Raw genomic sequence first — 26,737 nt, 5'->3', positions numbered from 1 at the left:
GGGTGACCCCCGACGACGCCACCATGCCCCCGACCGCCACCGCCACGCCGACCGACGTGCCGACCGCGCGCGAGGTCGCCGACCGGTGGGTCGAGACGCTCGCCGACCTCGACCCGCGCGTCGCGACCGCGCTGGGCATCCGCCCCAGCGACGACCGCATGCCGGACCTGTCGCCCGACGGCCTCGCCACCGAGGCCCGGGCCGCCCGCGCCGCGCTCGCCGAGCTCGACGGCGCCCGCGTCCTCGACGACGACGACCGCCGGTGCGCGACGCTCCTGCGCGAACGCCTGGAGGCGCAGCTCGCGGTGCACGAGACCGGCGCCGACCTCGCGTCGCTGCGCCCCATCGGCTCGCCCGTGCAGGTGCTGCAGTCGATCTTCCTCCTCATGCCGACGGCGACCGACGACGACTGGGCCGTCGTCGCACGCCGGCTGGCCGCCGTCCCCGAGTCGGCCGCCTCGTACCGCCGCACGCTCGAGGCCGGCCTCGCGGAGGGCCGCCGCAGCGCACCGCGGCAGGCCGCCGCGATCGTCGACCAGCTCGGTGCGTGGCTCCGCGACGGCGACACCCCGGGCTGGCACGCGGGCTTCGTCGCACCGGGCCCCGACGCGCTGCGCACCGAGCTCGACGCGGGCGCCGACGCCGCCGCGACCGCGGTCGCCGAGCTGCGCGACTGGATCGCCGGCACCTACCTGCCCGCGGTGCAGGGCACGCCGGACGGGGTCGGGCGCGAGGCCTACCTCGTCGCCGCACGCTCCAGCATCGGCGCGACCCTCGACCCCGACGAGGCGTACGCGTGGGGCTGGGAGGAGCTCGCCCGCATCGAGGCCGAGATGGTGCGCGAGGCCGACCGCGTGCTGCCCGGCGCGACGCCCGCGGAGGCGTTCGCCCACCTCGACGTGCACGGCGACGCGGTCGAGGGCGTCGAGGAGGTGCGCGCGTGGCTCCAGGCCATGATGGACACGGCGATCGCCGGGCTCGACGGGACCGCGGTCGACGTCTCCGGGCCCGTGCGCCGCGTCGAGGCGATGATCGCTCCCCCGGGCGCCGCGGCCGCGCCGTACTACACGCGCCCGTCGCTCGACTTCAGCCGCCCCGGACGCACCTGGCTCCCGACCCTCGGGCGCACGCGCTTCCCCACGTGGGACCTCATCAGCACCTGGTACCACGAGGGCGTCCCGGGCCACCACCTCCAGCTGGGCCAGTGGGCGCACCGGGCCGCCGAGCTCTCGCGCTTCCAGGTCAGCGTCGGGTCCGTGTCCGCCACCACGGAGGGCTGGGCCCTGTACGCGGAGCGCCTCATGGACGAGCTCGGGTACCTCACCGACCCCGGCGCGCGCCTCGGGTACCTCGACGGCCAGCGGATGCGCGCGGTGCGCGTGGTCATCGACATCGGCATGCACCTCGGGCTGCGGATCCCCGACGCGTCGGGCTTCCACCCCGGGGAGCGGTGGACCGCGGAGCTCGGCGAGGAGTTCTTCGCCGCACGGAGCGGCTCGCCCGCCGAGTTCGTGCGCAGCGAGATCGTCCGGTACCTCGGCTGGCCGGGTCAGGCGATCAGCTACAAGCTCGGCGAGCGCGCGTGGCTCGCGGGCCGGGCTGCGGCACGGGCGCGCGCGGAGGCCCAGGGCGGGCGCTTCGACCTGCGCGCCTGGCACACCGCGGCGCTCTCGCTCGGCTCGCTCGGGCTCGACGACCTCGAGCGCGAGCTCAGCACGATCGACGCGGTCGCGGAGGGCTGAGGCCGGCACGCCGGGCGCCCGCCCGTCCTCACGTGCGGGGGCCCGGGGGCGGGCCGGGTCGGTGGCCCGGGAGGCCGGGCAGCGTGCCGGCGGCGTCCGCGAGCGCGTCGAGCGTCACCGCGACCGCCGGGACGCGCAGCAGGTCCGGCGTCGTGACCGCGTGCACCACGCGGTCGGCCGTCCCGGCGGCCGGGCGCACCACGACCCCGGGCGTGCGCAGCGCCGTCGGCAGGACGAGGCCCGGGAGCATCGCGACGCCGAGCCCGGCAGCGACGAGGCCGAGCACGGCGACGTAGTCGTCGGTCGCGTACGCGATGCGGGGCGTGAACCCGCGGGCCCGACCGGCGGCGAGCAGGTGGCCGCGGCACCGCGGGCAGCCCGCGATCCACACGTCGTCGGCGAGGTCGGCGAGGTCGAGCCCGTCCTCGGCGAGCGCCGCCGGGTGCCCCTCGGGCAGGGCGACGACCGTGCCGTCGTCGACCAGGTGCCGGGCGACCAGACCGTCGAGGTCTCCCCCGGGCGTCGGCACCCCCGGGTACGCGAAGACGAGCGCGACGTCGCACGCCGCGGTGCGCAGCGCCTCGAGCGCCTGCGGCGGCTCCGCCTCGTCGAGGGTCACCGCGAGGCCCGGGTGCCGCTCGCGCAGCCCGGCAAGGGCGCGGGGCACGATCGTCGCGGACGCGGACGGGAACGCCACGAGCCGGACGCGCCCCGAGCGCAGGGTCGTGAGCGACAGCACCTCCGCGGCGGCCGCCCCGACGGCGGCGGTCACGGTGGCCCCGTGGTGCGCGAGCACCCGGCCGGCCTCCGTGAGCCGCACGCCACGACCGGCGCGCTCGAGCAGCGCGGTCCCGAGCCGGCGCTCGAGACGGCGCACGTGCTGGCTGACCGCCGGCTGGCTGGACCCGATCGCCGCGGCCGCCGCCGTGAGGGTCCCGTGGTCGGCGATCGCGCGCATGAGCCGCAGCGCCTGCACGTCGAGCGCCCGCGCGTCGAGCGTCGGGGCGGGTGCCGGGACGGCAGCGGGCATGGGTTCCGGGGCGGGCGCGGGCGTCGGTCCGGACCCGGGCGACTCTCGTGACGCGGGTGACGCTCCCGGCCGGGGCGTCGGTGCCGGCTCGGGCGTCGGTGCGGGCAGGGGAGTCGGTGCGGGCGCGGCCGACCGGCCCGGCCGGCGGGCGTGGCGGTGCTCGCTCATGGCCCCACGCTACCGATCCATCACCTGGCGTGATGGACAGCCCCGTCATCCTGCCGTTGTGTGATGCCCGGCCTGCGGACGACGATCAGGGGATGCCGCTCACCACGACACCCGTGACCGACCTGCGAGCCGCCTTCAGTCCCGTCGACGGCTATCTCGACGCCGCGACGCTCGGCCTGCCGCCCCGCGCCTCGGCGGACGCGCTGCGCGAGGCGCTCGACGCCTGGCAGTCCGGCCGGGCCGACGCCGCCGCCTACGACGCGGCGGTGCGCCGCTCCCGCGCGGCCTACGCACGGCTGGTCGGCGTCCCGGTCGAGCACGTCGCCGTCGGCTCGCAGGCGTCCTCCCTCGTCGGGGTCGTCGCCGCGGGGCTCCCGGACGGCGCCGAGGTCGTGGTCGTCGACGGGGACTTCACCTCGGTCGTCTTCCCGTTCCTCGCGCACGCGGACCGCGGCGTCCGCGTGCGGCACGTGCCGCTCGACCGGCTCGCCGACGAGGTGCGCCCCGGCACGGACCTCGTCGCCTTCTCGCTCGTGCAGTCGCGCGACGGCCGGGTCGCCGACGCGGACGCGGTGTGCGCCGCGGCGGCCGCGGTCGGGGCCCGCACGCTGTGCGACACGACGCAGGCGGCGGGCTGGTTCCCGGTCGACGCGTCCCGGTTCGACGTGACGGTGTGCTCGGCCTACAAGTGGCTGTGCGGCCCGCGCGGCGCCGCGTTCCTGACCGTCCGGCCCGACGTCGCCGCGACGCTCCGCCCGCTGCACGCCGGCTGGTACGCGGGCGCCGACGTGTGGGCCTCGGTGTACGGCCCGGACATGACGCTGGCCCCCGACGCCCGACGGTTCGACGTCTCCCCCGCGTGGCTGTGCTGGGTCGGCCTCGCGCCCGCGCTGGAGCTGCTCGCCGCCGTCGACCCCCGCGAGGTCCGCGCGCACGACGCCCGGCTCGCCGACACCCTGCGCGCGCGGCTCGGCCTGCGGCCCACCGGGAGCGCGATCGTCGTGCTGCCCGACGCGACCGGGTCGCTGCGCGCCCGCCTCGCCGAGCACGGGGTGCGCGCGGCGGGCCGTGGGGGCGGGGTGCGCCTCGCGTTCCACGTGTGGTGCTCGGAGGCGGACGTCGAGCGGGCGGCCGAGGCGCTCGTCGCAGCGCACGCGCTCTGACGCCGTCAGCCCCGGCGGACCTGGGCCGCGTAGTGCTCCCGGACCGTGCGCTCGGCCTGCTTGCCGAACATGCAGTAGTCGTCGTTGCCGGCCGCGTCCGCCTCGTCGTACAGGCGCGCGGGCCAGTCCCACAGCATGAAGCCCTCGACCCAGTCGCGGGGTCCGGTCGCGGCGAACGCGGCCTCGTACCACGCGCGCTGCGCGGCCTCGCTCGGCTCCCCGGGGAGCGCCCAGTCGTTGGGCAGCGCCGGTGACCCCGTGCGGCTCGGGCAGCCGGCCTCCATGAAGAAGAACGGCTTGCCGTGCGCACGCACGACGGGCTCGATGCGGTCCAGCTGGTTCTCCCAGTCGTCCTCCGGGTAGTAGCCGCTCGACGAGATCACGTCGACCGCGTCCCACCACGTGACGCGGTCCTCCTGGTACTTGTCGCAGTTGTACGTGACGAGCCCGGAGTACACGGCGCGCACCTGGCGCACGAGCTCGCGCCACTCCCGCTCGCGCCGGTCCGTCTGCACCATCTCGCAGCCGATGCAGAGCATCTCCGCGCCCTCCTCCTGGGCGATGCGGGCGTGGTGCACCACGAACGCGGTGTAGCTCGCGAACCACTCGCTCCACTTCGGCTCGCACGGCACGTCGTGGTCGAAGAAGTTGATGTGCGCGCGCCACGTGCCGTCGGCGCAGTTCACGACCGGCTTGAGCACGACCTGGAGCCCGCGCTCGTGCGCGCCGCGGATCGCCGCACGCACCTCGTCGTCGCTCACGGTGGGCTCGTCGCGGAAGCGGATCTCGGTCGACTGCGGGGTGTCCTGCAGCGTGAAGAACGTGATCGCCGTCCAGGTCACTCCGAGCCGCTCGACCATCAGGGACATCGAGCGCTCCGCCTCGGGCCCGGTCCACTCCCCGCGCCGGGAGCCCCAGCCCCACGTCATCCCCGCGATCCAGCCGTCGAGCTGCTTCATCCGTGCACTCCCCGTCGAGTCGTCGTCGCCGCGCCCGACGGGGCGGGCCTCCGCCCCTCGCGCGCGAGCACAGGCTACGTCGAATCGATTCGCCGGGGCTCCCGCCGGGGTGCATCACGCGGCACGCCGTCGACTCCTCCTCTCCAGGAGCCCCCCGCCCCACAGCCGCCACCCGGCGTGGCGCCGCGGCCGTGTCGGAGGTCGGGGAGACGCTGGGAGCTCACGAGGAGGGGTGGGAGATGGCCGGAGCCGAGGACGACCTCAGGGCCGACGACGTCACGCGCGAGGTCCGTGCGGCGTACGCCGGGGCGACGTGGTTCGAGCTCGCCCGTGCGACGTCCGAGGCGCACCACGCGGTCGAGCGCCACGGTCCACGCGAGCCCGGGGACGACGCCCGTCGGGCGCGCTACGCCGCGCTGCGCGCGCTGCTCGACGAGGCGACGGAGAACGTGAGCACGCACTGCCTGCACGCCAGGCTCTGAGCCCCGCGCACGCCCCGCACGAGCGCTCCCCGACGCCGGGTCGGCGCGCGCCAGCGCACCGTGCTCAGGCCGTGACGGGACCCTGTCCCGTCACCGAGCGCTCGTGCGGGTGCTCGGCGGCGCGGCCCTGGAACGCGAGGATCGCCGGGTTCAGGACGTGGCCGTCGCGCACCTCGATCGCGCGCCGCAGGGTCTCGTCGCGCGCCCACGCGTCCGGACCGCCCATGACCCCTGCGAGGAACGGCAGCACCGCCTCGCTGATCTCCCAGGACGCCGAGCTCCACAGGTAGGACGGGCTGTGGTCGACGCCGTAGTAGGTGATGTGGTCGCCGACCTCGAACACCGGGTCGCGGAACGACGTGGGCCTGGCCCACTCGAAGCCCATCCCCGCGTCGCACGAGACGTCGACCACGAGGCTCCCGCGCCGGAACGCCGCGAGGTCCTCGGTGCGCAGGTACACCACCGGACGCTGGGGGTCCTGCAACGTGCAGTTGACGACGACGTCGTGCCCGGCGAGGAAGTCCGCCACCGCCACGCGCCCCTCCCCCGTGTCCACCTGGCCGTCCGGCTCGAGGTGCACGATCCGCGTCTGGTGGATCGGCGCCCCGACCGCGGCGACGCCCCGGTGCGTCACGACCTCGACGTCGTGCACGCCGTGCGCCAGGAGGGCGGTCACCGCGCCGCGCGCCGTCGCCCCGAAGCCCAGGACCACCGCGGACAGCCGGCGCCCGTAGTCGCCCGTCAGGCCGACCAGCTGGAGCGCGTGCACCACGGAGCAGTAGCCGGCGATCTCGTTGTTCTTGTGGAAGACGTGCAGGCCGAACCCGCCGTCGTCGGCCCAGTGGTTCATCGCCTCGAACGCGAGGAGCGTCAGCCCGTGGTCGATCGCGACCTGGGTGAGCGCGACGTCCTGCACGCAGTGCGGCCAGCCCCACAGCACCTGGCCGGCGCGCATCGCCTCGAGGTCCTCGACCTGCGGCTTGGGCAGGAGCACGACGTCGGACCCGGCGACCACCTGCGCACGGGGCGCGAGGCCGCCGACCAGCTGCGCGAGCTCCGCGTCGGGCACCCCGAGCCGCTCGCCGTAGCCCTCCTCGAGCGTGATCCGCGCACGGAGGCCGGGGTCGATGCGCTCGAGGTGCGCGGGGTGGACCGCGAGCCTCCGCTCGTCCTCCTTGCGCGACGTCGAGACGATGCCCAGGCTCAGCGGACCCATCACGTGCCCCCTCGGAGGGGCCGCGACGGCCCCGAGCCGCGAGCGTACGCCCGCGCTGGCCGAGTGAGGCGCTCGTCACACCCGGCGGCCCGCCGATCGGGTGCCTGCGCCGGATTTACGCGTGCTCCTCCCGTTCCAGGGGTGACGCACGTCATCCCATCGGGTGATCGTGCGACCTGGACACGTGTTCACCCGTGACCTTGCCGTGACATATCGCGGACGCCATGCCTAACATCGTCGCGCCCCACCCTCCTGGGGCGGCCTGAGGTGGATCGCCGAGTCCTGCCACCACCCGCGGTCAGTTCGAGTCTCGCTGGCAGGAGCGGGGGACCCACTTGTGGGCATCCGTGCGGTGTCCTTGGGGTGAAGCCGGTCGAACCTGACCGGCCGGGCGTTCTCCAGCCCGAACCCGACAGCTCACCTCGTAGGCGTCTGGAGAGGTTCTGCATGCCCTCGAGCACGTCTCACGGACGTCGCCGGTCGCCCGGCCGGCCGACGACCCCCCTCACCGACCTCGCCACGGCCACCAGCGCCGGCATCGCCACGGCGGGTCGCCGCTCGGCGGTCGTCGCGGCCGGCTCCGGCCTCATGATCGGCATGGTCGCGGTCCCCGCCTCCGCCGAGGGCAGCAGCGCCGGTGGAGCCTCGCTCGCCGCGGTCGACAGCACCGTCCTCACCGCCTCGGCCCGCGCGCTCCTCGAGACCTCCCCGGTCGTCGCGGCCGCGCCGGACGCGGTGTGGGGCTTCGACGCCCCGACGCTCACCGCCGTGACGCCGCCGCCCCCGCCGGAGCCCGAGCCGGAGCCCGTCGTCGAGACGCGCGCCGCGAGCACCTCGCGCAGCACCGCGCGTGCCGCCGTCGTCGAGGAGGCCCCCGCGGAGCAGGCCGCCGTGACGCAGGTCCCCGCCTCGGCCGTCGGCAACGCGATCGTCGAGATCGCGGCCCGCTACATCGGCGTCCCGTACGTCTCGGGCGGCACGACCCCCGACGGCTTCGACTGCTCCGGCTACACGTCCTACGTGTTCGCGCAGGTCGGCATCACGCTCCCCCGCACGTCGGCCGAGCAGCGCCACGCCGGCACCGTCGTCTCGCGTGCGGACGCCCAGCCCGGTGACCTCATTTGGTCGCCCGGTCACATCTCGATCTACGCCGGCGACGGCATGCAGCTCGACGCGCCCCGCCCGGGCAAGACGATCCAGCTGCGCTCGATCTGGCAGTCCAGCCCGGTCTTCATCCGGGTCGGCTGACCTCAGCCCCGCACGTCACGAGAGCGCCCGCCCCTCCGGGGGCCGGGCGCTCTCGTCGTCGTACCGCGTGCGGCCTCAGCGCACGCGGTACGTCTCCACGAGCCGGTCCATGAGCGCGTCGAGGCCCGCGTCGACGACCTTGCGGGCCGGGTCGGCGTCGAACCAGTCGACGATCTCGCGGGCGCCCTGCTCGAACGGCACGGTCGCGCGGTAGCCGGGCACCACGCTGCGCACCTTGGTGTTGTCGAAGACCATCGAGTGCGCCTTGTCGCCGAGGAGCCCGGCGCCCCACTCGGGGTCGTGGGACGCGATGACGTCCGAGGGCACGTGCACGATGCGCGCCTCGACGCCGGCCGCCGCGGCGAGGGCGTGCGTGATCTGGTCCCACGTCAGCACGTCGTCCGACGTCAGGTGGAACGCCTCCCCGAGCGTGCGCGGGTGGCCGAGCAGCGGCACGAAACCCTGGGCGAAGTCGGTGTGGTGCGTGAGCGTCCACAGGGACGTCCCGTCCCCGTGCACCACGACCTCCTTGCCCTGGCGCATGCGCTCGAGGGCCGTCCAGCCCCCGTCGAGCGGGACGAGCGTGCGGTCGTACGTGTGCGAGGGCCGCACGACCGTCGCGGGGAAGCCGTCCTCCCGGTACGCGCGCACGAGCAGGTCCTCGCACGCGATCTTGTCGCGCGAGTACTGCCAGTGCGGGTTGCGCAGCGGGGTCGACTCGGTCACCGGCAGCCGGGCGGGCGGCGTCTGGTAGGCGGAGGCGGAGCTGATGAACACGTACTGCCCGGTGCGTCCGGTGAACAGCTCGACGTCCGTGCGCACGTGCTCGGGGGTGAAGGCCACCCAGTCGACGACGGCGTCGAACTCCCGGTCGCCGAGCGCCTCGCGGACCGACGCCGGGTCCCGGACGTCCACGCGGAGGGTCCGGACGCCGTCGGGCAGCGGGCGCGTGGTGCTCTCGCCGCGGTTGAGCACCGTGAGGTCGAGGCCGCGCTCGACGGCGAGGCGCGTGGAGGCGGAGCTGATGATGCCGCTGCCGCCGAGGAACAGGACCGAGAGAGCACTCATGCCCGCACGCTAACCCGGACGGCCGGGGAGTGACGGAGATCACGGCGCCATAACGATGTGACCCGTTCCGCCCCCAAGTACCTGGTACCGACTGTTCGCCGTATCCGTGACGCTGCTAGACAGTGGTCGCTCCGCTCCGGTGGGGCGGACCGGCAACGACGCCGGCTGCCCCGCCGGACGGCTGCGTTCCCCCACCCGCTCGCGGACCACCACCGCGACCCGACGCACAGCACACCGCGCACCACACCGCGCACCACACCCACGCGTGGCCGCCCCCGCTCCACGAGCAGCCGGTCGCACGGTCCCGCACGCCCTCGTGCGCCTCCGGGCGCACGCACCACACCGAGGTGGTCATGACACGTCCGTTGCTCGCCGGGTCCGTCCTCGCGGCTCTCGCCGCCGTCCTCGTCCTGCTCAGCGGGGTGCTCGGCCCCGAGACGCAGGCCGTCGCCCTGCTCGGCACCGCGCTCGGCGGCGCCCTCGGGCTCGTGCCCGACCGGCCGCCCGCACAGCGCGCCGGCGCGTTCGCCGCGGGTCTCGCGGCGGCCTGGGTCGGGTACGCGCTGCGTGCCGCCGTGCTGCCCGACGCGCCGAGCGGCCGGGCCGTGGCGGTGCTGCTCGTGGTCCTCGCGTGCACGCTGCTCGCCGCCGGGACGCGCGGGGCGCTGCCGCTGTGGGCGACGCTGCTCGGCGCCGCCGCGCTGGCCGGTGCGTACGAGGCGGCGTACAGCGCCGACCCGTCCGGCGTCGTGGCCACCTCGCCCGCCGCCGCCACGACCGTGCTGCTCGCCGCCGGGGCGGGCTTCGTCGCGACCGCGCTGCTCGACGCCCTCAGCGGCGGCCGGGAGCGCGCCGCGTCCGCACCGCCGGAGCCGCACCCGGACGCGCCGACCCGGGCCGACGACGACGTCGCGCACGGGCACGCCGCCCCGCAGTGGTCCGCCCCGCGCCCCCTCCAGCACACCCAGGAGTCCTGACGTGCGTCCCTCCCTCCCCCGCCCTGCCCTCGCGTCCCGCACCACGACCCGGCGCGCCGCGACGGCCGCCGTCGCCGTGCCGCTCGCGCTGCTCGTCGCCGCGCCCTCGCTCGCCGCTGCGCGCGTCCCCGCCGCGACCGACGGCGACGTCGAGGTCACGAACACCGAGACCGTGCAGGCGCGCCTCGACGCCTCCGGCATGGTCCGCGAGGCGCGCGTCTACGAGCAGCTCACGTTCACCGGGACCGGCACCACGAGCGTCGACAACCCGGTGTCCGAGCGGGGCCTGCGCAACCTCGACGGGTTCGGCGGCCTGAGCGTGCGGGACGGCGCGCTGCGCACGTCCGTGGACGTCGACGGCGCGCAGCGGTTGCGGACCGTGAGCGACTTCGCGGGCGACCTCCCGCTGGGCGTCGACGTCGAGTACCGCCTCGACGGCGAGACCGTCACGCCGCGCGAGGTGCTCGGGCGCTCCGGGCTCCTCGAGGTCCGCTACACCGTGACGAACCTGACGGCGCGCGACGACGAGGTCGAGTTCGCCGACGGCGCGGGCGGCACCGGGTCCGAGACCGCCGAGACGGTCGTGCCGCTGGTCGGGCAGCTCGTCACGACGCTGCCGCCGACGTTCACCGCGGTCGCCTCCGAGCAGGCGAACATCTCCGGCGACGGCCGGGGCGGCACGCGCCTGACCTACCAGATGACGCTGTTCCCCCCGATCGGGTCGTCGAGCCTCGAGCTCGGCTACACCGCGCGCATCTCGCGCGGTGTCGTCCCGCCCGCGACGATCACGGCGCTCCCGGTCTCGCCCCTGACGAGCGCGTCGTTCAAGGGCGGCTCGGCGAGCTACGCGAGCGGCGCGCAGAGCGGCGTCGACCTGACGGCGGGCGCGCTCGAGATCGACGCGAACCTGCTGCGCCTGCACGACGGTGCGGCCGAGCTGCTCGCCGGGCTCGTGCAGCTGCGCGACGGGGCCGCGGAGCTGTCCGCGGGGCTGGTGGCCGAGGCAGCGCCGGGTGCCGACACGCTCGCGGCGGGCCTCGACACCGCGCACGACGGCGCGGCCGAGCTCGCGGCGGGTGCACGCCGGCTCGACACGGGAGCGGAGCAGCTCGCCGACGGCGGGGTCCGGCTCGACGCGGGGCTGACGTCGGCGGGCGCCGCGGTCCCGCAGCTGCTCGGCGGGCTCACGCAGCTCGACGCGGGGCTCGTCAAGGTCGACGACGGGCTCGCGCAGTTGTCCGGGTCGATCGGGCTGCTGCCCGAGAGCATGAAGCCGCTGCACGACGGCGTGGCGAGCATCCGCACGGCGGTCGGCGCCGTCGGCACCCCGAACACGCTCGTCGACGGCGTCAACGAGGTGCGCCTCGGGGTGGGCGACGCGGTCGCCGGCCTCGCCACGGCCCGGGCGGGCGCCGCGGGCGTGTCGACCCTGGTGGGCACGGGCGGCGACCTCACGGAGGCCGCCGCGGCGCTGCGGACGGCCGCGGCGGCGGTGCAGGACACGCACCCCGCCCAGGCGGAGACGATCGAGGCCCAGGCACGGGTCATCGAGGCCCGTGCCGCACGCCTCGCGGGCGCGTCGGGCACGAACGCCGCGGTGATCGCCGGTCTCGACACGCTCTCGGCCGAGCTGCAGGCGGCGATCCCCGGCATCGTCCGTGTCGAGTGCGGCCTGAGCGGCGCGTCGCTCCCGGGCACGTGCCCGGCGGACGGCCGGAGCGTGACCGCGGGCCTGGCCCAGCTCGACGGCGGCATCGACCTGGTGGCGGCGGGCGTCATCGGCAAGGTCCAGGGCGCGGTCGGCTCCCCGGCCGACGGTCCGACGACCCTGCGGGGCGGCGTGGGCGCGGCCCGTGCCGGCGTGGGCCGGCTCGCGACCGGCGGGCGCACGCTCGCCGGTGGTCTCGGCGAGCTCGCGACCGGAGCCTCGACGCTGCGCGGCGGCGCGACGACCCTCGCGCAGGGCACGGACCGCCTCTCCGCCGGTGCGGCGGAGCTGGCCGGCGGCACCGAGCGGCTCGCGTCCGGCGCCGACGAGCTCGCCGCCGGGATCGGCCGCGCCGCGGACGGCTCGGCCGAGCTCGCGGACGGCCTCGTCTCCGCGGCGGACGGCGCGCCCGCGCTGGTCGACGGTGCGCAGCGGCTCTCGACCGAGGGCACGTCGCTCCTCGCCGAGCGCGGCAGGGCGACCGCGAGCGACTACGGCGTGAAGTACGCCGTGATCGAGGCGGGCGCCGAGCGGGCCGTCACCGAGGGCATGGCGTTCGGTGCGCCCGAGGGTGCGGCGGGCGCGACGGCGTACTCGCTCGAGATCGCGGGCGTCGACGGTGCGGGCGCGCGGAGCCTCGGCCGGGGCATCGCGGCGGTGGCGCTCTTCGCGATCGGCGCGGTCGTCGCCGGCCTGCTGGGACGCCGCACCGCCTGAGCCGCCCGGGTGCGCCCGGGTCCGCGACGCGCCCGGCACCGGGATCCCCCCTCCTGGTGCCGGGCGCTTCGCGTCCCCGGCGCGGGGCGCGGGCGGGGGCACCGCAGCCGGTGAGCCATGCGGGGTGCGGACTGTCGCGCTCGATCGTGCCGGACGCGGCTGACAACGTTGTCTGATCGAGCCGCAGACCAGTACGCTCAGTCCATGACATCGATGTCAGACCCGCCCGAGGAGACGCTGCACCGGCGGACCCGTGCGACGATGCGCGACGTCGCCGCGCTCGCCGGGGTCGGCATCAAGACCGTCTCGCGCTGGGCCAACGGCGAGACCGGCGTCTCCGCCGCGACCGCGACGCGCGTCGCCCGGGCCGCCGCCGCGCTGCGGTTCCAGCCGGATCTCGTGGCGGGCAACCTCCGGCGGACCGGGGGGCGGTCGATGAGCCTGGGCCTGATCCTCGCGAGCGTCGACAACCCGTTCTGCGCCGCGATCCACCGCGCGGTCGAGGACGTGGCCGGAAGCCGCGGCGTCGCGGTCTTCTCCGCGAGCACCGACGAGGACCCGCGCCGGGAGCGCGCGCTCGTCGCCGCCTTCACCTCGCGCCGCGTCGACGGCCTGATCCTGACCGCGACCGCGAGCGACCACCGCCACCTCCACGCGGCGATCGAGACGGGGACGCCGGTCGTGCTCGTCGACCGGGCGCCCGGCGGGCTCGGGGCAGACGTCGTCGTGGTCGACAACGTCGAGGGCGCCGCGACCGCGACCGGGCACCTCGTCAGGCACGGGCACCGGCGCGTCGCCCACCTCGGCGACCTCTCGGTCATCGTCACCGCGCGCGAGCGGCACGAGGGCCACCTGCGGGCCCTGCACGCCGCGGGCATCCCGCTGGACGACCGGCTCGTCGTCCCGGGCCTGCGGGGCGTCGAGGCGGCGCACGCCGCGACGCGGGCGCTGCTGACCGCCCCCGAGCCGCCGACGGCGCTGTTCACGAGCCAGAACCTCGTCACCATCGGCGCCATCCGCGCCCTGCGCGAGCTCGGCGCCCAGCACACCGTCGCCCTCGTCGGCTTCGACGACTTCGCCCTCGCCGACCTCGTCGACCCCGGCATCACCGTCGTCGCCCAGAACCCCGCCGACATCGGCCGCGCCGCCGCCGAGCGCGTCTTCGCCCGCCTCGCCGACCCCGACCTGCCCCCCGAGCGCATCGTCCTGCCCACCCGCCTCGTCGCACGCGGCTCCGGCGAGATCCCCCCGCCCGGCGCCTGACCCGGGAGAACGCCCGCCGACCGGTGCGCCCGCACCGAGGACACCGGCTCACCGAGCACACCCGCCCACGCGCCGCCGCCGGGCCCCCAGCTGCCCGGCGGCGGCGCGACGCGTCAGCCCAGCGGCTGCACCGTCAGGCTGCGGACACGCGCCTCGCCGCCCTCGGCGAACAGCGCGACCCCGTCACTCGTGGGCGCCGGGTAGACGAGGTCGGTGAGGGCGACCTCCCCGCCGCCGCCGAGCACCTCGACCGACGACCGGTCGACGAGCACCCGGATCCGCACGCGACCCTCGGGGGCGGGCAGCGGCGCCGCGTGCACGCCGGCGAAGGCCTCGTGGAAGTCGACGTCGCCCGACGCGGTGCGGTCGACGAAGAGCCGCTCGCGGTGCACGTCGTACCCGACGACGGTCCGCTCGCCCGCCCTGGTGCGGACGTGCAGGCCGACGCGGTCGGCGCTGCCGACCTCGAGCTCGACGTCGACCGCGAGGACCGTGCCGTGCGCCTGCCGCGGGAGGGCCGTGACGCCCTGGCGGACCACCCGGTCCCGCAGCCGGTACGGCGCGACACCCGACGACGCCGCCGCTGCCGCGAGCTCCGGGACGAGGGCCTGGCTCAGCCGGAGCTCGCCCCCGACCTCCCGCAGCGTGAGCTCGCGCGGGAAGGTCATGGACCCGCGCCAGGTACCGGTCGGCGTCGCGGAGGCGTACTCCCAGTTGTTCATCCACGCGACGGCGAGGCGGCGTCCGTCGGGCACGTTCTCGAAGGTCAGCGCGGCGTAGAAGTCGGTGCCGTGGTCGAGCCAGCGGTAGCGCTCGAGCAGGCTGCGGGCCGGCACGTCCGAGAGAGTCACCTGGTCCGCGAGCACGTGGCCCCAGCTGCGGCTCACGCTGTCGACGACCCGGAGCTGCGCCCGCCGCCCGGCGAGCTCGCGCACGTCCCACGCGACCCAGTCGAGCGCCTCGCTGTCCTGCCCTGTCGCGGTCCGGACGACCTCGCCGTCGACCACGAGGTTCACCGTCGTCTCCGCAGCCCGCGGGAGGGCCGGCGCGGCGGAGGCCGCGAACGCGTCGGCCAGGATGTGCCCCCAGCCGCCGGTGGCCGCGTCGCGGACCTCGATGCGGGCGCGCCGGCCCTCGAGGTCGGCGAGGTCCCAGCTGACCCGGTCGAGCGTCCCGCTCTCCGAGCCGGACGCGGTCCGCACCACGGCGCCGTCGACGAGCAGCCGCACCGCCGTCCCGGGCTGCGCGCCGCCACCCACGAGGAAGCTGAGGTAGCGCTCGGTCACCGTGAAGTCGGGCGAGGTCAGCGTGCCGGTGCCGGTGTCGGGCGGCACCGCGCAGTCGTCGGGCGTCGCGCTGCGGTACGAGCTCGCGAGCGCGCCGCCGAGGAAGCCCGTCACGCCCGTCTGGCACGGCGCGTCACCGGGCGTCGGGCCGGTGCCGAACGCGTCGCCCGTCACCGCCCAGTCCCCGAAGCCGCCGCCCTCGAAGTCGGCCAGCACGGTCCCCTCCGGCGCCGAGCCGTCCCCCGTCCCGGGCCGGCGCGGGTGGTCGCCGCCGCCCACGAGCACGTTGACGTAGTCCTCGGTCAGGGTGAACGGCGGCGACGTCAGCGTGCCCTGCGCACGGTCGTGGTCGACGAAGCTGTTGACGAGCCCGTTCCCACGGAAGCCCGTCACCGCCTGCTGGCCGGGCAGCGTCCCGGTGACCGGCGCCGTGCCGAACGCCGTCCCGGTCGTCGTCCAGCCGGCCCCGTACGCGCCGTCGAAGGCGGCGAGCACCTCGCCGGGCGGTTCCTCGTCGCCGGTCACGACGGTCTCGGAGGTGAACCGCGTCCCGTCGAAGTCGCCGAGGAAGTACTGCGCGCCCGAGCCGCCCGCGATCGCGCCGGGGTTGAGGTTGACGACGAGCACCCAGCGCGACTCCCCCGGTCGCCCCTCGACGGGGAGCTCGAACAGGTCCGGCATCTCCCACACGCCGCCGACGGCGTTGGCCGGGCCGAAGTCGCTCAGGTGGCTCCACGCGAGCAGGTCGTCGGACCGGTAGAAGGCGATCGTCCGGTCGACCGCCATCGCGACGGCCATGACCCAGTAGCCGCCCTCCGCGAACCAGAAGACGCGGGGGTCGCGGAACTCGCGCGACCCGAGGTCGAGCACGGGGTTGCCGGGGTGCTTGGTCCACGTCTCCCCGCGGTCGGTGCTGAACGCGACGGACTGCGCCTGGACGCCGGTCACCGGGTCCCAGCTCGTGTAGACCGCGACCATCGCGGGCTCCTCGGGCGTGCCCCAGCCGCTCGTGGCGCGCTCGTCGACGACCACGGACCCCGAGAAGATGTGCTCGCGCTCGGACCACGGGATCGCGACGGACCGCTCCTCCCAGTGCACGAGGTCGGTGCTCACGGCGTGCCCCCAGGACATGTGGCCCCACTGGGTGCCCTCGGGGTTGTGCTGGAAGAACAGGTGGTACTCCCCGTCGTACCAGACGGGTCCGTTGGGGTCGTTGACCCAGTTCTGCTGCGGCGCGAAGTGGAGCTGCGGCCGGTAGGGGTCGTTCTCCGCGGCGTACAGCGCCGAGCCGACCGCACCGGGAAGGGCCGGCGCGGGTGCGGACGGAGCGGCCGCAGCGGCGGTGAGCGGTACGGACGACGTCAGGGCGAGCACCCCGCAGAGCAGGGCGTGCGTGCGTCTTCCCATGAGATCTCCTCGTCGAGACGGCTGGGCGCGGCTCCCGCGCGACGTGGTGACCACGGGGACGCAGCGCCGTCTGACAACGTTGTCAGACACGATGATTCTCGATCGGTCGGACAACGTTGTCAAAGCGACGCGCGGGCACGCAGACGAGCCCCGCCCCCAACGGGAGGGGGCGGGGCTCGTCGACCGGGGTGCGCGTTACTTCAGCAGCGCGAGGCGCGCCTCGTCGTCCGCGAAGACCTCCTGCGCGTTCTCCTTCGTCACGACGACCGGGTCGAGCTGGTAGACGGCCACCTCGGTCTTGCCGTTGTCGACCGTCTCGTCGGCGTCGGGCAGGTCCTCGCCCGCCTGGAGCGCCTGGATGAGCTCGACCGTCTTGCCGACCAGGTCGGTCGTCGGCTTCGCGACCGTCGACCACTGCTCGTCCTGCCAGATGGAGACGATCGACTCGTTCTCGGCGTCGAGCCCCGTCACGACGGGCAGCGGCTGGCCGGCCTGCTGCGCCGACGTGAGGATCGCGCGCGCGATGCCGTCGTTGGGCGAGAGGACCCCGTCGACCTCGGAGCCGCTGTAGAAGCCCGAGAGCAGCGAGTCCATGCGGGCCTGCGCCTTGGCGTTGTCCCAGTCGGGCGTCGCGGCCTGCGTGAAGTCGGTCTGGCCGGAGGCGACGACGAGCGTGCCGTCGTCGATCTTCGGCTGCAGCACCGACATCGCGCCCTCGAAGAAGTTCGGGGCGTTCGGGTCGGCCGGGCCGCCGCCGAACAGCTCGATCGAGTACGGGGGCTCCCCGGCGCGGGCGGCGAGCCCGTCGAGCAGCGACTGACCCTGGAGCTCGCCGGTGCGGATGCTGCCGAACTGGACGACGCCGTCGACGGCCTCGGTGTTCTCGATGAGGCGGTCGTAGCCGATCACCGCGATGCCGGCGTCGGCGGCCCGCTCGAGCACGCTGCCGAGCTGGGTGCCGTCCACGGGACCGACGACGATGACCTCGGCGCCGCGCTCGATCATCGCCTCGATCTGCTGCTGCTGCTGCGTGACCTTGTTGTCGGCGGCCTGGACGAGCGGCTCGAAGCCGGCCGCGGACAGCTGCTCGGTGAACATCGTCTCGGCCTCCTTCCAGTTCTGGGTGCCGAGCCACGGCAGCGAGACGCCGACGACGGCGTCCTCGGCGAAGCCCGCGGCCTCCTCGCCGCCGGCGGCTGTGCCCTCACGGCCGCCGCCGCACGCGCTGAGGACCAGCACGGAGGCCGTGGCCAGCGCCACCAGGTTCAGGGATGTCTTCTTCATCGGAGAGCTCCTTCTACGAGACGCCCCTCGTCGGGGTGCCGGGGGTGCCTGCGGGCGTGACGGCCCGCAGGCCGGGGTGGGTACGGCCTGGGTGGTCGTGCGGTGTGCGGAGCGGTGGACCCGGGTGCACCGGGACCGGCGGGCTGGGATCAGGCGGGCCCGCGAGAGCGGGTCCGGGCCGGGGCGGCTGCGGGGGCCGTCTCGGCCGGTGGCTCGACCGTGCCGAGGTCCGGCATGACCGGCCCGACGTCGGCGGGCCCGGCCGGGCTGCTCGGCGCCTCGGGCAGCGACGGCCCGGGCACGCTCTTGCGCCCGAACAGCAGGCCCGTGATGGACGGGCGGCCCTGCTCCTTGTTGTAGACGTCGAACGCGACGGCGGCGAGGAGCACGAGACCCTTGATGACCTGCGTGCGGTCGGCCCCGACGCCCATGAGCATGAGGCCGCTGTTGAGGACCGCCATGACCAGGCCCCCGACCATCGACGCGAGCACGGTGCCGATGCCGCCCGAGACCGCGGCGCCGCCGATGAAGACGGCCGCGATCGCGTCGAGCTCCCACGCGGTGCCGTCGGACGGGCCGGCCGAGGTGGCGCGGCCGACGAACATGATCCCGGCGAGTGCCGCGAGGAAGGACATGTTGGTCATCACGAGGAAGTACGTGCGCTTGGTGTTGACCCCGGAGAGGGCCGCCGCCGCGCGGTTGCCGCCGACCGCGTAGATGTGGCGGCCGAACGTCGTGCGCTGCGTGATGGTGTGGTAGATGATCACGAGCGCCACGAGGATGAGCCCGGGCACCGGGAACGACGTGCCGGGGCGCCCGCTGCCGAACAGCCACGTGACGTACCCGATGACGGCGGCGACGAGCACGACGCGGATCAGCACGGGCCACAGCGGGATCGACTCCTCCTCGCCCGAGGCGACGAGCCGGCGGTGCTTGCGCAGCTCGCCCCACGCGAACGCGGCGATGCCGAGCAGGCCGAGGAGCAGGGTCGAGTTGTTCATCTGCGTGAACGCGGGGCCCCACTCGGGCAGGTAGCCCGAGCCCAGCACGCGCAGCTCGTCGGGCACCGGGACGCTGATCGACTGGCTCATCCAGATCACGACGCCGCGGAAGATCATCATCCCGGCGAGGGTCGTGATGAACCCGGGGATGCCGATCTTCGCGAGCCAGAACCCGTGCCACATGCCGATCAGGACGCCGACGGCGAGCCCGAGCAGCGTCGCGGCCCACCACGGGATGCCCCAGTCGCGCGACGTGAGCGCGACGACCATCCCGACGACGCCCGCGACGGACCCGACGGACAGGTCGATCTGGCCGATCACGATGACCATGACCATCCCGATCGCGAGGATCAGCACGTAGGCGTTCCCCGAGAGCAGGTTCTGGAAGTTGGACGGGGTGAGCATCCGCCCGTCGGACGCGATGTTGAACCCGACGAGCAGCGCGACCAGCGCGAACACCATCGTGAACTGGCGGTAGTCGCCGCCGAGGACCTGCTTGAGTGACGTCATCGCTCTCTCGTCTCTGGAGCCGTCAGCGCGCGGGCGCCGAGGACGTGGTGGTCATCATCCGCATGAGCTGCTCCTGGTCGGCCTCGCGCGCGTCGACCACGCCCGTGACCCGGCCCTCGCAGATGGTGTAGATCCGGTCGCTGAGCCCGAGGAGCTCGGGCAGCTCCGAGGAGATCAGGACGACGGCCTTGCCCTCGTCGGCGAGCTGCTGGACCAGCCGGTAGATCTCGTACTTGGCGCCGACGTCGATGCCGCGCGTGGGCTCGTCGAGGATCAGGACGTCGGGGTCGGGGAACATCCACTTGGCCAGCACGACCTTCTGCTGGTTGCCCCCGGACAGGGTCGTGACGCCGGCGTCGACCGTCGAGGTCTTGATCCGCAGCGACCTGCGGTAGCGCTCGGCGACGGCCCGCTCCTTGTCGAAGTCGAGCAGCCCGCGCCGGACGATCGCCCGCAGGTTCGCGGAGATCGTCGTGCGCTTGATCGTGTCGAGCAGGTTGAGCCCGAGGTTCTTGCGGTCCTCGGGCACGTACGCCAGGCCCTGCCGGATCGCGGCGGCGACGGTCGGCGTCTGCACCTCCGTGCCGCGCAGCAGGAGCTGCCCGGACAGGTACGTGCCGTAGCTGCGGCCGAAGATCGAGCGCGCGAGCTCGGTGCGGCCGGCGCCCATGAGCCCGGCGAAGCCGACGATCTCCCCGGCCCGGACGTGGAACGCCGAGTCCTTGCAGACGAGGCGGCCGGGGACGGCGGGGTGCTCGACGTTCCAGCCGCGGACCTCGAGCACGGTCTCCCCGATGGTCGGGGTGTGCTCGGGGTAGCGGTTCTCGATCGAGCGCCCGACCATCGCGCGGATGATGCGGTCCTCGTCGACGTGGCCCGCCTCGACCTCGTAGGTCTCGACGGTGCGCCCGTCGCGGATCACGGTGACGGCGTCGGCGACCGCGGCGATCTCGTTGAGCTTGTGGGAGATCATGATCGACGTGATGCCGCGCGCCTTGAGGCCGCGCATGAGCTCGAGCAGGTTCTCCGAGTCGTCCTCGTTGAGCGCCGAGGTGGGCTCGTCGAGGATGAGCAGCCGGACGTCCTTGGACAGCGCCTTGGCGATCTCGACGAGCTGCTGCTGGCCGACGCCGAGGTTCTTGATCGCGGTCTTCGGGTCGACCGAGAGGCCGACCCGCGCGAGCAGCTCGAGCGTGCGCCGCCGGGCCGCGTCCCAGTCGATGAGCCCGCGGCTGACGATCTCGTTGCCGAGGAAGATGTTCTCGACGATCGACAGCTCGGGGATGAGCGCGAGCTCCTGGTGGATGATCACGATGCCGGCGTGCTCGGAGGACTTGATGCCGGTGAAGGCGACCTCCTCGCCCTGGAAGACGACCTCGCCGCCGTAGGTCCCGTGCGGGTACACCCCGGACAGGATCTTCATGAGGGTCGACTTGCCGGCGCCGTTCTCCCCGCAGATCGCGTGGATGTCCCCGGCGCGGACCTGCATGGTCACGTCGTCGAGGGCCCGGACGCCGGGGAACTCCTTGGTGATGTGCCGCATCTCGAGGATGACGCGTGCGTCGTCGTCCATCGTGGCCTCCCGGGCGCCGTGCGGTCAGGGCGACGGGTGCTCCCCGCTCGCCTGCTGTGGTCGGCGCCGTGGCGCTGACAACGTTGTCTAGGCCTTTGTACCCGCCGCTTCTGAGGCGAGTCAAGGCGATCTGCCCGTTCGGGAGGTCACGACTTGACAACGTTGTCTCCCGTGCCCGGCTCGGCGTTCCGTGCCCGACGGTGCGCCGCGGGAGCCGGGCGGGGCATCCGTCCAGGTCAGTCCGGGGTCGCCCGACCGGCGCCGGGACCGAGGGGCTGCCGGGACCGAAGCGCTAAGGTCACGTGCCATGACACGGACGTCCGGGAGAGCGAGCGGTCCGGTCGCGCACCGCCCACGAGCCACGATGAAGGACGTCGCCGCGCTGGCCGGCGTGGGCATCAAGACCGTCTCGCGCGTCGTCAACGGCGAGCCCGGCGTCTCCGCCGCGATGGCCGAGCGCGTCGCGCGCGCCGCCGAGGCGCTGAGCTTCCAGCCGGACCTCATCGCGGGCAACCTGCGCCGCTCGGGCCGGCGGTCCATGAGCCTCGGGCTGCTCCTCGCGAGCGTCGACAACCCGTTCTGCGCGGCGATCCACCGGGCCGTCGAGGACGTCGCGGAGGGGCGCCGCGTCGCCGTCTTCTCCGCGAGCACGGACGAGGACCCGCGACGCGAGCGCGCGCTCGTCGCCGCGTTCACCTCCCGCCGCGTCGACGGGCTCATCATCACCGCGACCGCGGGCGACCAGACGTACCTGCGCGCCGAGCTCGAGACCGGGACGCCCGTGGTCATGGTCGACCGTCCCCCGGTCGGCATCGACGTCGACAGCGTCGTGGTCGACAACGTCGCGGGCGCCGAGCTCGCGACCGCCCACCTCCTCGCGCACGGGCACCGCCGGATCGCGTACCTGGGGGACCTCGGCCAGATCGCGACGGCGCGCCAGCGGCACGAGGGCTACCGCCGGGCGCTCCACGCCGCCGGTGTCCCGGCCGCCGCGCGGCTCGAGATCGGCGACCTGCACGACGCGGACGCCGCGCTCACCGCGACGCTGGCGCTGCTGACCGCCCCCGAGCCGCCGACCGCGCTGTTCACGAGCCAGAACCTCGTCACCATCGGCGCCATCCGCGCCCTGCGCGAGCTCGGCGCCCAGCACACCGTCGCCCTCGTCGGCTTCGACGACTTCGCCCTCGCCGACCTCGTCGACCCCGGCATCACCGTCGTCGCCCAGAACCCCGCCGACATCGGCCGCGCCGCCGCCGAGCGCGTCTTCGCCCGCCTCGCCGACCCCGACCTGCCCCCCGAGCGCATCGTCCTGCCCACCCGCCTCGTCGCACGCGGCTCCGGCGAGATCCCGCCGCCCGAGCCCGCGGGCGCCGACCGCACCACCCGCACGCTCGAGACGGCCGACAAGGGGAGCTGGGCATGAGCGCGACCGAGGTCCTGCACGCGGGCGACGCCGAGCTGCACGTCGCGCTCCTCGGCGCGACCCCGCTGCGGTGGCTCGTCCCGCACCGCGGCGCGGCGTGGGACCTGCTCGACGGCTACCGGGACGACGCCGAGCTCGCGGACCAGAACGGGGTCCGCAACGGGATCATGGCGCCGTTCTGCAACCGGGTCGCGGACGCGCGCTACACGTTCGACGGCGTCGAGCACGACCTCGCGCCGGGCGCCACCGACCGCGTCGTCTACCACGGGCTCGTGCGGACGCTGCCGTTCAGGGTCGTCGAGCGCACCGACGCGCCGCCGCCAGGAGACGGCGAGCACGCCTCGCTGCGGCTGCGCTGCACGGCCCTCGCCGACTCCCCCGCCGCCGGCTACCCGTTCGCCGTGGTCGTCGAGGTGACGTACACGCTCGGCCCGCGCACGCTCGCCGTCGAGATCACCGGGCACAACGTCGGGGACGTCGCGGCACCGTACGCGAGCGGCTGGCACCCCTACTTCCGGCTGCCCGGCACGGCGCGCGTCGACAACCTCGACCTCGACCTCCCCGCGTCGGTCGCGGTGCGCACCGACGACGCGCTCCTGCCGCTGCCGGGTGCGGAGGCGTTCGCGCAGGTCAGCGCACCGTCGTGGCACCCGCTGGGCGACGTCGTGCTCGACGCGGCCTTCGGCGGGCTCGACCCCGCTCTGCCGGCCGCCGTGCACGACCCGGCGACGGGCACCCGCCTGCTCGTCCGGCAGCACCGCGGGCTCGTGCACGTGTTCACGGGCGACACGCTCGCCCGCGACCGGCGGGCGTCGCTCGCGGTCGAGCCCGTCGAGGTCATGACCGACGCGTTCAACCGGCCCGACCAGGCCGCGGTGATCCGCCTGGAGCCCGGGGAGCGGCGCTCGTTCGGCTTCACCGTCGAGCTCGAGCCGATCCCGGCGTAAGAGGTCCCGAGCGCCTCGCCGATGCCCCAAAGGGCACCTGGGCGACGGTCCAGGACGGGTGCGCAGGTCAGCGTCGGAAGGCCGCCCGGAAGCCGGCCCGCCCCGCGCGTGAGAACTCGATGAGAGTCGCTCCACACCCTTGTCGGACCTCGGAGCCGGGTGTTAGGTGGATCACATCCGGTCGCTCGCGACCGCCTGACAGGGGGACGAGGACACCACGCCTCCACCGCGCCGAGACGTCCGGCGCCGACCATCCGCATCATGCCCGCCGACATCGTCGTCGACGGACGCGATCGTCACGGCACACGCACCGCGCACGGGCGGCAGCCCGTGTCCCTGCGCGCGCCGCCACGGTCCTATCCCACGGGAGACCACATGAACCGCACGATCCGGCGCGCCCTCTACGGGGCGCTCGCGGGTGCACTCGTCCTGACCGCACAGCTACCCGCAGGTGCGCTCGAACGACCACGACCCTCCGGCGGGGACGTGACGATCAACGCCGTCTACGACCCCGCGGCGCCCTACACCGCGAACTGGACCCGGGCGCAGGCGCTGAAGATCGCGTCCGACCCGTCCAACACGACCCCGCGCATACCGCAGGAGTTCCCGATCATGACCGACGAGGTCTGGATCTGGGACACCTGGCCCCTGAGCGACCTCGACATGAACCCCGTCTCCTACGGCGGCTGGAACATCATCTTCTCGCTCGTCGCGCCCCGGGACATCTTCTTCGGCGACCGCCACTGGCAGGCGAAGATCGGGTACTTCTACTCCGACGACGCGCAGACCTGGACGTACGGCGGCGAGCTGTTCCCCGCCGGCTCGTCGTTCGGCTCGCGTGAGTGGGCGGGCTCGACGGTCGTCAGCGACGACGGCACGGTCGACGCCTTCTACACCGCGTCCGGCCGCGACAACCCCACGGAGATCGACCCGACCGACGCGCTGCAGCGCCTCGCGCACGCACAGGGCCGGATCCACGCGGACGACGAGGGCGTCTGGTTCACCGGCTTCGAGGACCACACGATCATCGCCGAGGCCGACGGCTACCTGTACCAGACCATGGAGCAGTCGCAGGCGGTGCCCGACGCGATCATCTACGCGTTCCGCGACCCGTTCGTGTTCCGCGACCCGACCGACCACAACGTGTACATCCTGTTCGAGGGCAACAACCCCGGACCCGCGGGCAGCCACACGTGCGACCGCAAGGAGATCGGACGGGTGCCCGCCGGGCACGTCGTCCCACCCAGGTCGAACCTCTACACCGGCAACATCGGGCTGATGAGGCTCACGGGCGACGAAGAGGACATGAACAGCTGGGAGCTCCTGCCGCCGCTGCTGTCGGCCGAGTGCACCAACCAGCAGACCGAGCGTCCGCACCTCGTCGTGGACGACGGCGACTACTACCTGTGGACGATCAGCCACCAGTTCACGTTCGCCCCGGGGCTGTCCGGCCCCGACGGACTCTACGGCTTCGTCGGCCCCGGCCTGCGCAGCAACTACCGCCCGCTCAACGAGAGCGGCCTCGTGCTCGGCAACCCGGCCGACGCACCGCTGCAGAACTACTCGCACTTCGTGATGCCGAACTTCCTCGTCGAGAGCTTCATCGACACGATCCCGCGCGACGGCGGAGGCCCCGACATCTACGGCGGCACGCTCGCCCCGACGCTCCAGCTCGAGGTCGAGGGCACGCACACCGAGCTCACGGGGGTCCTCCCCTACGGCTACATCCCGGCGCTCCGGGAGGCGGGAGAGATCTGGTGACCCGGGCCTGACCCCAGCACCCGCACACGGAACCCCCCGGTCGACGACCGGGGGGTTCCGTCCTGCGCGGGAGCGACGCGCCGCCGCCGGAGCGGCCGGGCGGCGGGCCCCCGGCCTCAGGCCGTGAAGCGCCCGACGAGGGTCTTGAGCTGGGTCGACATCGTCGCGAGCTCTGTCACCGCCTGCTGCGACTCCGCCGCACCCTGCGTGGTGAGCTGCGCGGCGCCGGCCACGGCGGCAATGTTCGCGGCGATCTCGCCCGAGCCCGTCGCCGCCTCGGCGACGCTGCGGCTGATCTCCGAGGTCGTCGCGGTCTGCTCCTCGACCGCCGAGGCGATCGTCATCTGGAAGTCGTTGATCGACGCGATGACCTGGGAGATGCGGTCGATGGCCGTGACCGCGCCGGCCGTGTCCTCCTGGATGCCCTCGACGCGCCGCGCGATGTCCTCGGTCGCGCGCGCGGTCTCCTGCGCGAGCTCCTTGACCTCGCCGGCGACGACCGCGAAGCCCTTGCCGGCCTCCCCGGCGCGCGCGGCCTCGATGGTCGCGTTCAGCGCGAGGAGGTTCGTCTGCTCGGCGATGCTCGTGATGACCTTGACGACGTTGCCGATCTGCTTGCTCGACTCACCGAGCCGGTTCATGACCTCGGTCGTCGCGCTCGCCGCGTCCACGGCCTGGCTCGCGACCTGCGCGGCCTGGCTCGCGTTGGACGCGATCTCGGCGATCGAGGAGCCCATCTGCTCGGCACCTGCCGCGACCGTCTGGACGCTGCGGGACACCTGCTCGGCGGCCGCCGAGACGACCCCGGCCTGCGACGCGGTCTCGTCGGCGTTCGCGGCGATCTGCGCGCTCGTGCTCGACATCTCCTCGGCCGCGCCCGCGAGCGTGCCCGAGGACGCGTCGATCGTCGTGACGACCGTGCGCAGCGACCCGATCGCGCTGTCGAGCGCGGCGCCCATGCGGCCGACCTCGTCGGCGGACGTGAGTCCCGCTGTCACCGTCAGGTCGCCGCGCTCGAGCGCGTCGCACACCCGGCGCACCCGCGCCAGACCCGTGACGATCGAGCGCGCGATGAGGACGCCGAGCCCGATCGCCAGCACGAGGCCGACCACGAGGATGACGAGGACGAGGGCGCGGTTCGCCTGGTAGGTCGCGGTCGAGTCGTCGACGGCGCGCTTCGCGTCGGCCTTCTCGAGGTCCACGAGGCTCTGGACCGCGTCCATCATCGCGGTGATCGAGCCGTTGGCGTCCTCACGTGCCGCACGCCAGGAGGCGAGGTCGTTCGCCCGGCTCGCCACCAGCATCTCCCCGTCGCGCACCTCGACGTAGGAGTCGAGGTCGGCGAGGACCTCGTCGAGCAGGTCCTGCTGCTCCGTCGTCAGGTCGAGCGACCGGTAGCTCTCGACCGACTCGCGGGCGGAGGCCTCCGCCGCGAGCGCCGTCTCCTCGTGCTTCGCCATCTCGGCGTCGTCCTCGGAGATGGCGTGGTTGGCGACCGCGAGACGCATCTCCAGCACGGCGCGGCGGACTCCCGCGGCGGCCTCGAAGCCGGTGAAGTTGTTCTCGTACATCGCCGTCGTCGCGGCGTTGGTGCGCGCGAGCGAGACGATGCCGAGCGTCCCGATGATCCCGGCCACCAGGGCCGCCGTCAGGACGGCGGCGAGGATGCGGGTGTTGACCCCGAGGTCCCGGAACCGCGAGAGGAGGGAGGTCCGGCGTTCTGCAGACATGGCTGTTGTTCCGATCGTGTGGTGTCACGGCCCTGCCCCGGACCGGCACCCCCTCATTCGTCGCCCCGGGCACC

General features: G+C 74.5%; 19 protein-coding genes and 1 riboswitch. Of the genes, 10 read left to right on the top strand and 9 right to left on the bottom strand.

Annotated elements, in window-relative coordinates:
* The first annotated feature begins 2 nt into the window (after positions 1 to 2).
* Positions 3 to 1,742, top strand: a complete 1,740-nt coding sequence (locus tag NXY84_RS06615) for a DUF885 domain-containing protein (protein WP_258726323.1) — start codon at positions 3 to 5, stop codon at positions 1,740 to 1,742.
* 28 nt (positions 1,743 to 1,770) lie between these two features.
* Here NXY84_RS06615 and NXY84_RS06610 read toward each other — a convergent pair whose 3' ends face one another.
* Positions 1,771 to 2,772 (bottom strand): LysR family transcriptional regulator, encoded by a 1,002-nt coding sequence (locus NXY84_RS06610; RefSeq protein ID WP_309485059.1) that lies wholly within the window; start codon positions 2,770 to 2,772, stop codon positions 1,771 to 1,773.
* A gap of 260 nt (positions 2,773 to 3,032) precedes the next feature.
* Here NXY84_RS06610 and NXY84_RS06600 point away from each other — a divergent pair, with 260 nt between their 5' ends.
* On the top strand, positions 3,033 to 4,103 hold the full coding sequence (locus tag NXY84_RS06600) for an aminotransferase class V-fold PLP-dependent enzyme (protein WP_258726322.1): 1,071 nt from the start codon (positions 3,033 to 3,035) through the stop codon (positions 4,101 to 4,103).
* A 5-nt stretch (positions 4,104 to 4,108) separates the two neighbouring features.
* Here the strand turns inward: NXY84_RS06600 and NXY84_RS06595 are convergent, their stop codons facing one another.
* The gene (locus NXY84_RS06595; protein ID WP_258726321.1) at positions 4,109 to 5,062 is read right to left on the bottom strand and encodes a glycoside hydrolase family 113; all 954 of its coding nucleotides are present in this window, start codon (positions 5,060 to 5,062) and stop codon (positions 4,109 to 4,111) included.
* Positions 5,063 to 5,301: 239 nt separating this feature from the next.
* Here NXY84_RS06595 and NXY84_RS06590 point away from each other — a divergent pair, with 239 nt between their 5' ends.
* Positions 5,302 to 5,544: a hypothetical protein gene (locus NXY84_RS06590; RefSeq protein WP_258726320.1), complete on the top strand. Its 243-nt coding sequence runs from the start codon at positions 5,302 to 5,304 to the stop codon at positions 5,542 to 5,544.
* A gap of 64 nt (positions 5,545 to 5,608) precedes the next feature.
* On the opposite strand, the gene NXY84_RS06585 is transcribed toward NXY84_RS06590, so the two are convergent.
* A complete protein-coding gene (locus tag NXY84_RS06585; protein ID WP_258726319.1) occupies positions 5,609 to 6,760 on the bottom strand; it encodes a N(5)-(carboxyethyl)ornithine synthase in 1,152 nt (383 codons plus the stop codon).
* 263 nt (positions 6,761 to 7,023) lie between these two features.
* A riboswitch (cyclic di-AMP (ydaO/yuaA leader) is annotated at positions 7,024 to 7,205 on the top strand.
* 2 nt (positions 7,206 to 7,207) lie between these two features.
* Here NXY84_RS06585 and NXY84_RS06580 point away from each other — a divergent pair.
* Positions 7,208 to 8,008 carry a C40 family peptidase gene (locus tag NXY84_RS06580; RefSeq protein ID WP_258726318.1) on the top strand — a complete coding sequence of 267 codons (801 nt, stop codon included), beginning with the start codon at positions 7,208 to 7,210 and terminating at the stop codon, positions 8,006 to 8,008.
* A 75-nt stretch (positions 8,009 to 8,083) separates the two neighbouring features.
* Here the strand turns inward: NXY84_RS06580 and NXY84_RS06575 are convergent, their stop codons facing one another.
* Entirely contained in the window at positions 8,084 to 9,076 is a 993-nt protein-coding gene (locus NXY84_RS06575) for an NAD-dependent epimerase/dehydratase family protein (RefSeq protein WP_258726317.1), read from the bottom strand.
* Positions 9,077 to 9,429: 353 nt separating this feature from the next.
* On the opposite strand from NXY84_RS06575, the gene NXY84_RS06570 reads away from it, so the two are divergent.
* The 3 genes from NXY84_RS06570 (at position 9,430) to NXY84_RS06560 (ending at position 13,741) form a co-directional block, all read left to right on the top strand.
* A complete protein-coding gene (locus NXY84_RS06570; protein ID WP_258726316.1) occupies positions 9,430 to 10,053 on the top strand; it encodes a hypothetical protein in 624 nt (207 codons plus the stop codon).
* A 1-nt stretch (position 10,054) separates the two neighbouring features.
* Positions 10,055 to 12,478 carry a hypothetical protein gene (locus NXY84_RS21725; RefSeq protein ID WP_309485058.1) on the top strand — a complete coding sequence of 808 codons (2,424 nt, stop codon included), beginning with the start codon at positions 10,055 to 10,057 and terminating at the stop codon, positions 12,476 to 12,478.
* Between the two features lie 204 nt (positions 12,479 to 12,682).
* Positions 12,683 to 13,741, top strand: coding sequence for a LacI family DNA-binding transcriptional regulator (locus NXY84_RS06560; protein WP_258726315.1), 1,059 nt, complete (start codon positions 12,683 to 12,685; stop codon positions 13,739 to 13,741).
* Between the two features lie 113 nt (positions 13,742 to 13,854).
* On the opposite strand, the gene NXY84_RS06555 is transcribed toward NXY84_RS06560, so the two are convergent.
* The 4 genes from NXY84_RS06555 to mmsA form a co-directional block, all read right to left on the bottom strand.
* The gene (locus NXY84_RS06555; protein ID WP_258726314.1) at positions 13,855 to 16,434 is read right to left on the bottom strand and encodes a glycoside hydrolase family 32 protein; all 2,580 of its coding nucleotides are present in this window, start codon (positions 16,432 to 16,434) and stop codon (positions 13,855 to 13,857) included.
* A gap of 195 nt (positions 16,435 to 16,629) precedes the next feature.
* Entirely contained in the window at positions 16,630 to 17,718 is a 1,089-nt protein-coding gene (locus NXY84_RS06550; RefSeq protein ID WP_258726313.1) for a sugar-binding protein, read from the bottom strand.
* Positions 17,719 to 17,867: 149 nt separating this feature from the next.
* Positions 17,868 to 19,229, bottom strand: coding sequence for a sugar ABC transporter permease (locus NXY84_RS06545; RefSeq protein ID WP_258726312.1), 1,362 nt, complete (start codon positions 19,227 to 19,229; stop codon positions 17,868 to 17,870).
* A 22-nt stretch (positions 19,230 to 19,251) separates the two neighbouring features.
* Complete coding sequence (mmsA, locus tag NXY84_RS06540; protein ID WP_258726311.1) at positions 19,252 to 20,802, bottom strand: multiple monosaccharide ABC transporter ATP-binding protein; 1,551 nt, start codon at positions 20,800 to 20,802, stop codon at positions 19,252 to 19,254.
* 364 nt (positions 20,803 to 21,166) lie between these two features.
* Between mmsA and NXY84_RS06535 the strand changes: the two genes are divergently transcribed.
* The 3 genes from NXY84_RS06535 (at position 21,167) to NXY84_RS06525 (ending at position 24,933) form a co-directional block, all read left to right on the top strand.
* Positions 21,167 to 22,225, top strand: coding sequence for a LacI family DNA-binding transcriptional regulator (locus NXY84_RS06535; protein ID WP_258726310.1), 1,059 nt, complete (start codon positions 21,167 to 21,169; stop codon positions 22,223 to 22,225).
* A complete protein-coding gene (locus NXY84_RS06530) occupies positions 22,222 to 23,172 on the top strand; it encodes an aldose 1-epimerase (RefSeq protein ID WP_258726309.1) in 951 nt (316 codons plus the stop codon). The genes NXY84_RS06535 and NXY84_RS06530 overlap by 4 nt, the downstream gene beginning before the upstream one ends.
* 375 nt (positions 23,173 to 23,547) lie before the next feature.
* Positions 23,548 to 24,933, top strand: coding sequence for a glycoside hydrolase family 68 protein (locus NXY84_RS06525; protein WP_258726308.1), 1,386 nt, complete (start codon positions 23,548 to 23,550; stop codon positions 24,931 to 24,933).
* Positions 24,934 to 25,049: 116 nt separating this feature from the next.
* Here NXY84_RS06525 and NXY84_RS06520 read toward each other — a convergent pair whose 3' ends face one another.
* Positions 25,050 to 26,663, bottom strand: coding sequence for a methyl-accepting chemotaxis protein (locus tag NXY84_RS06520; RefSeq protein ID WP_258726307.1), 1,614 nt, complete (start codon positions 26,661 to 26,663; stop codon positions 25,050 to 25,052).
* Positions 26,664 to 26,737: the final 74 nt, after the last annotated feature.

The organism is Cellulomonas sp. NS3, assembly GCF_024757985.1.
GTDB lineage: Bacteria > Actinomycetota > Actinomycetes > Actinomycetales > Cellulomonadaceae > Cellulomonas_A.
This window is presented reverse-complemented; position numbering and strand designations above follow the sequence as displayed.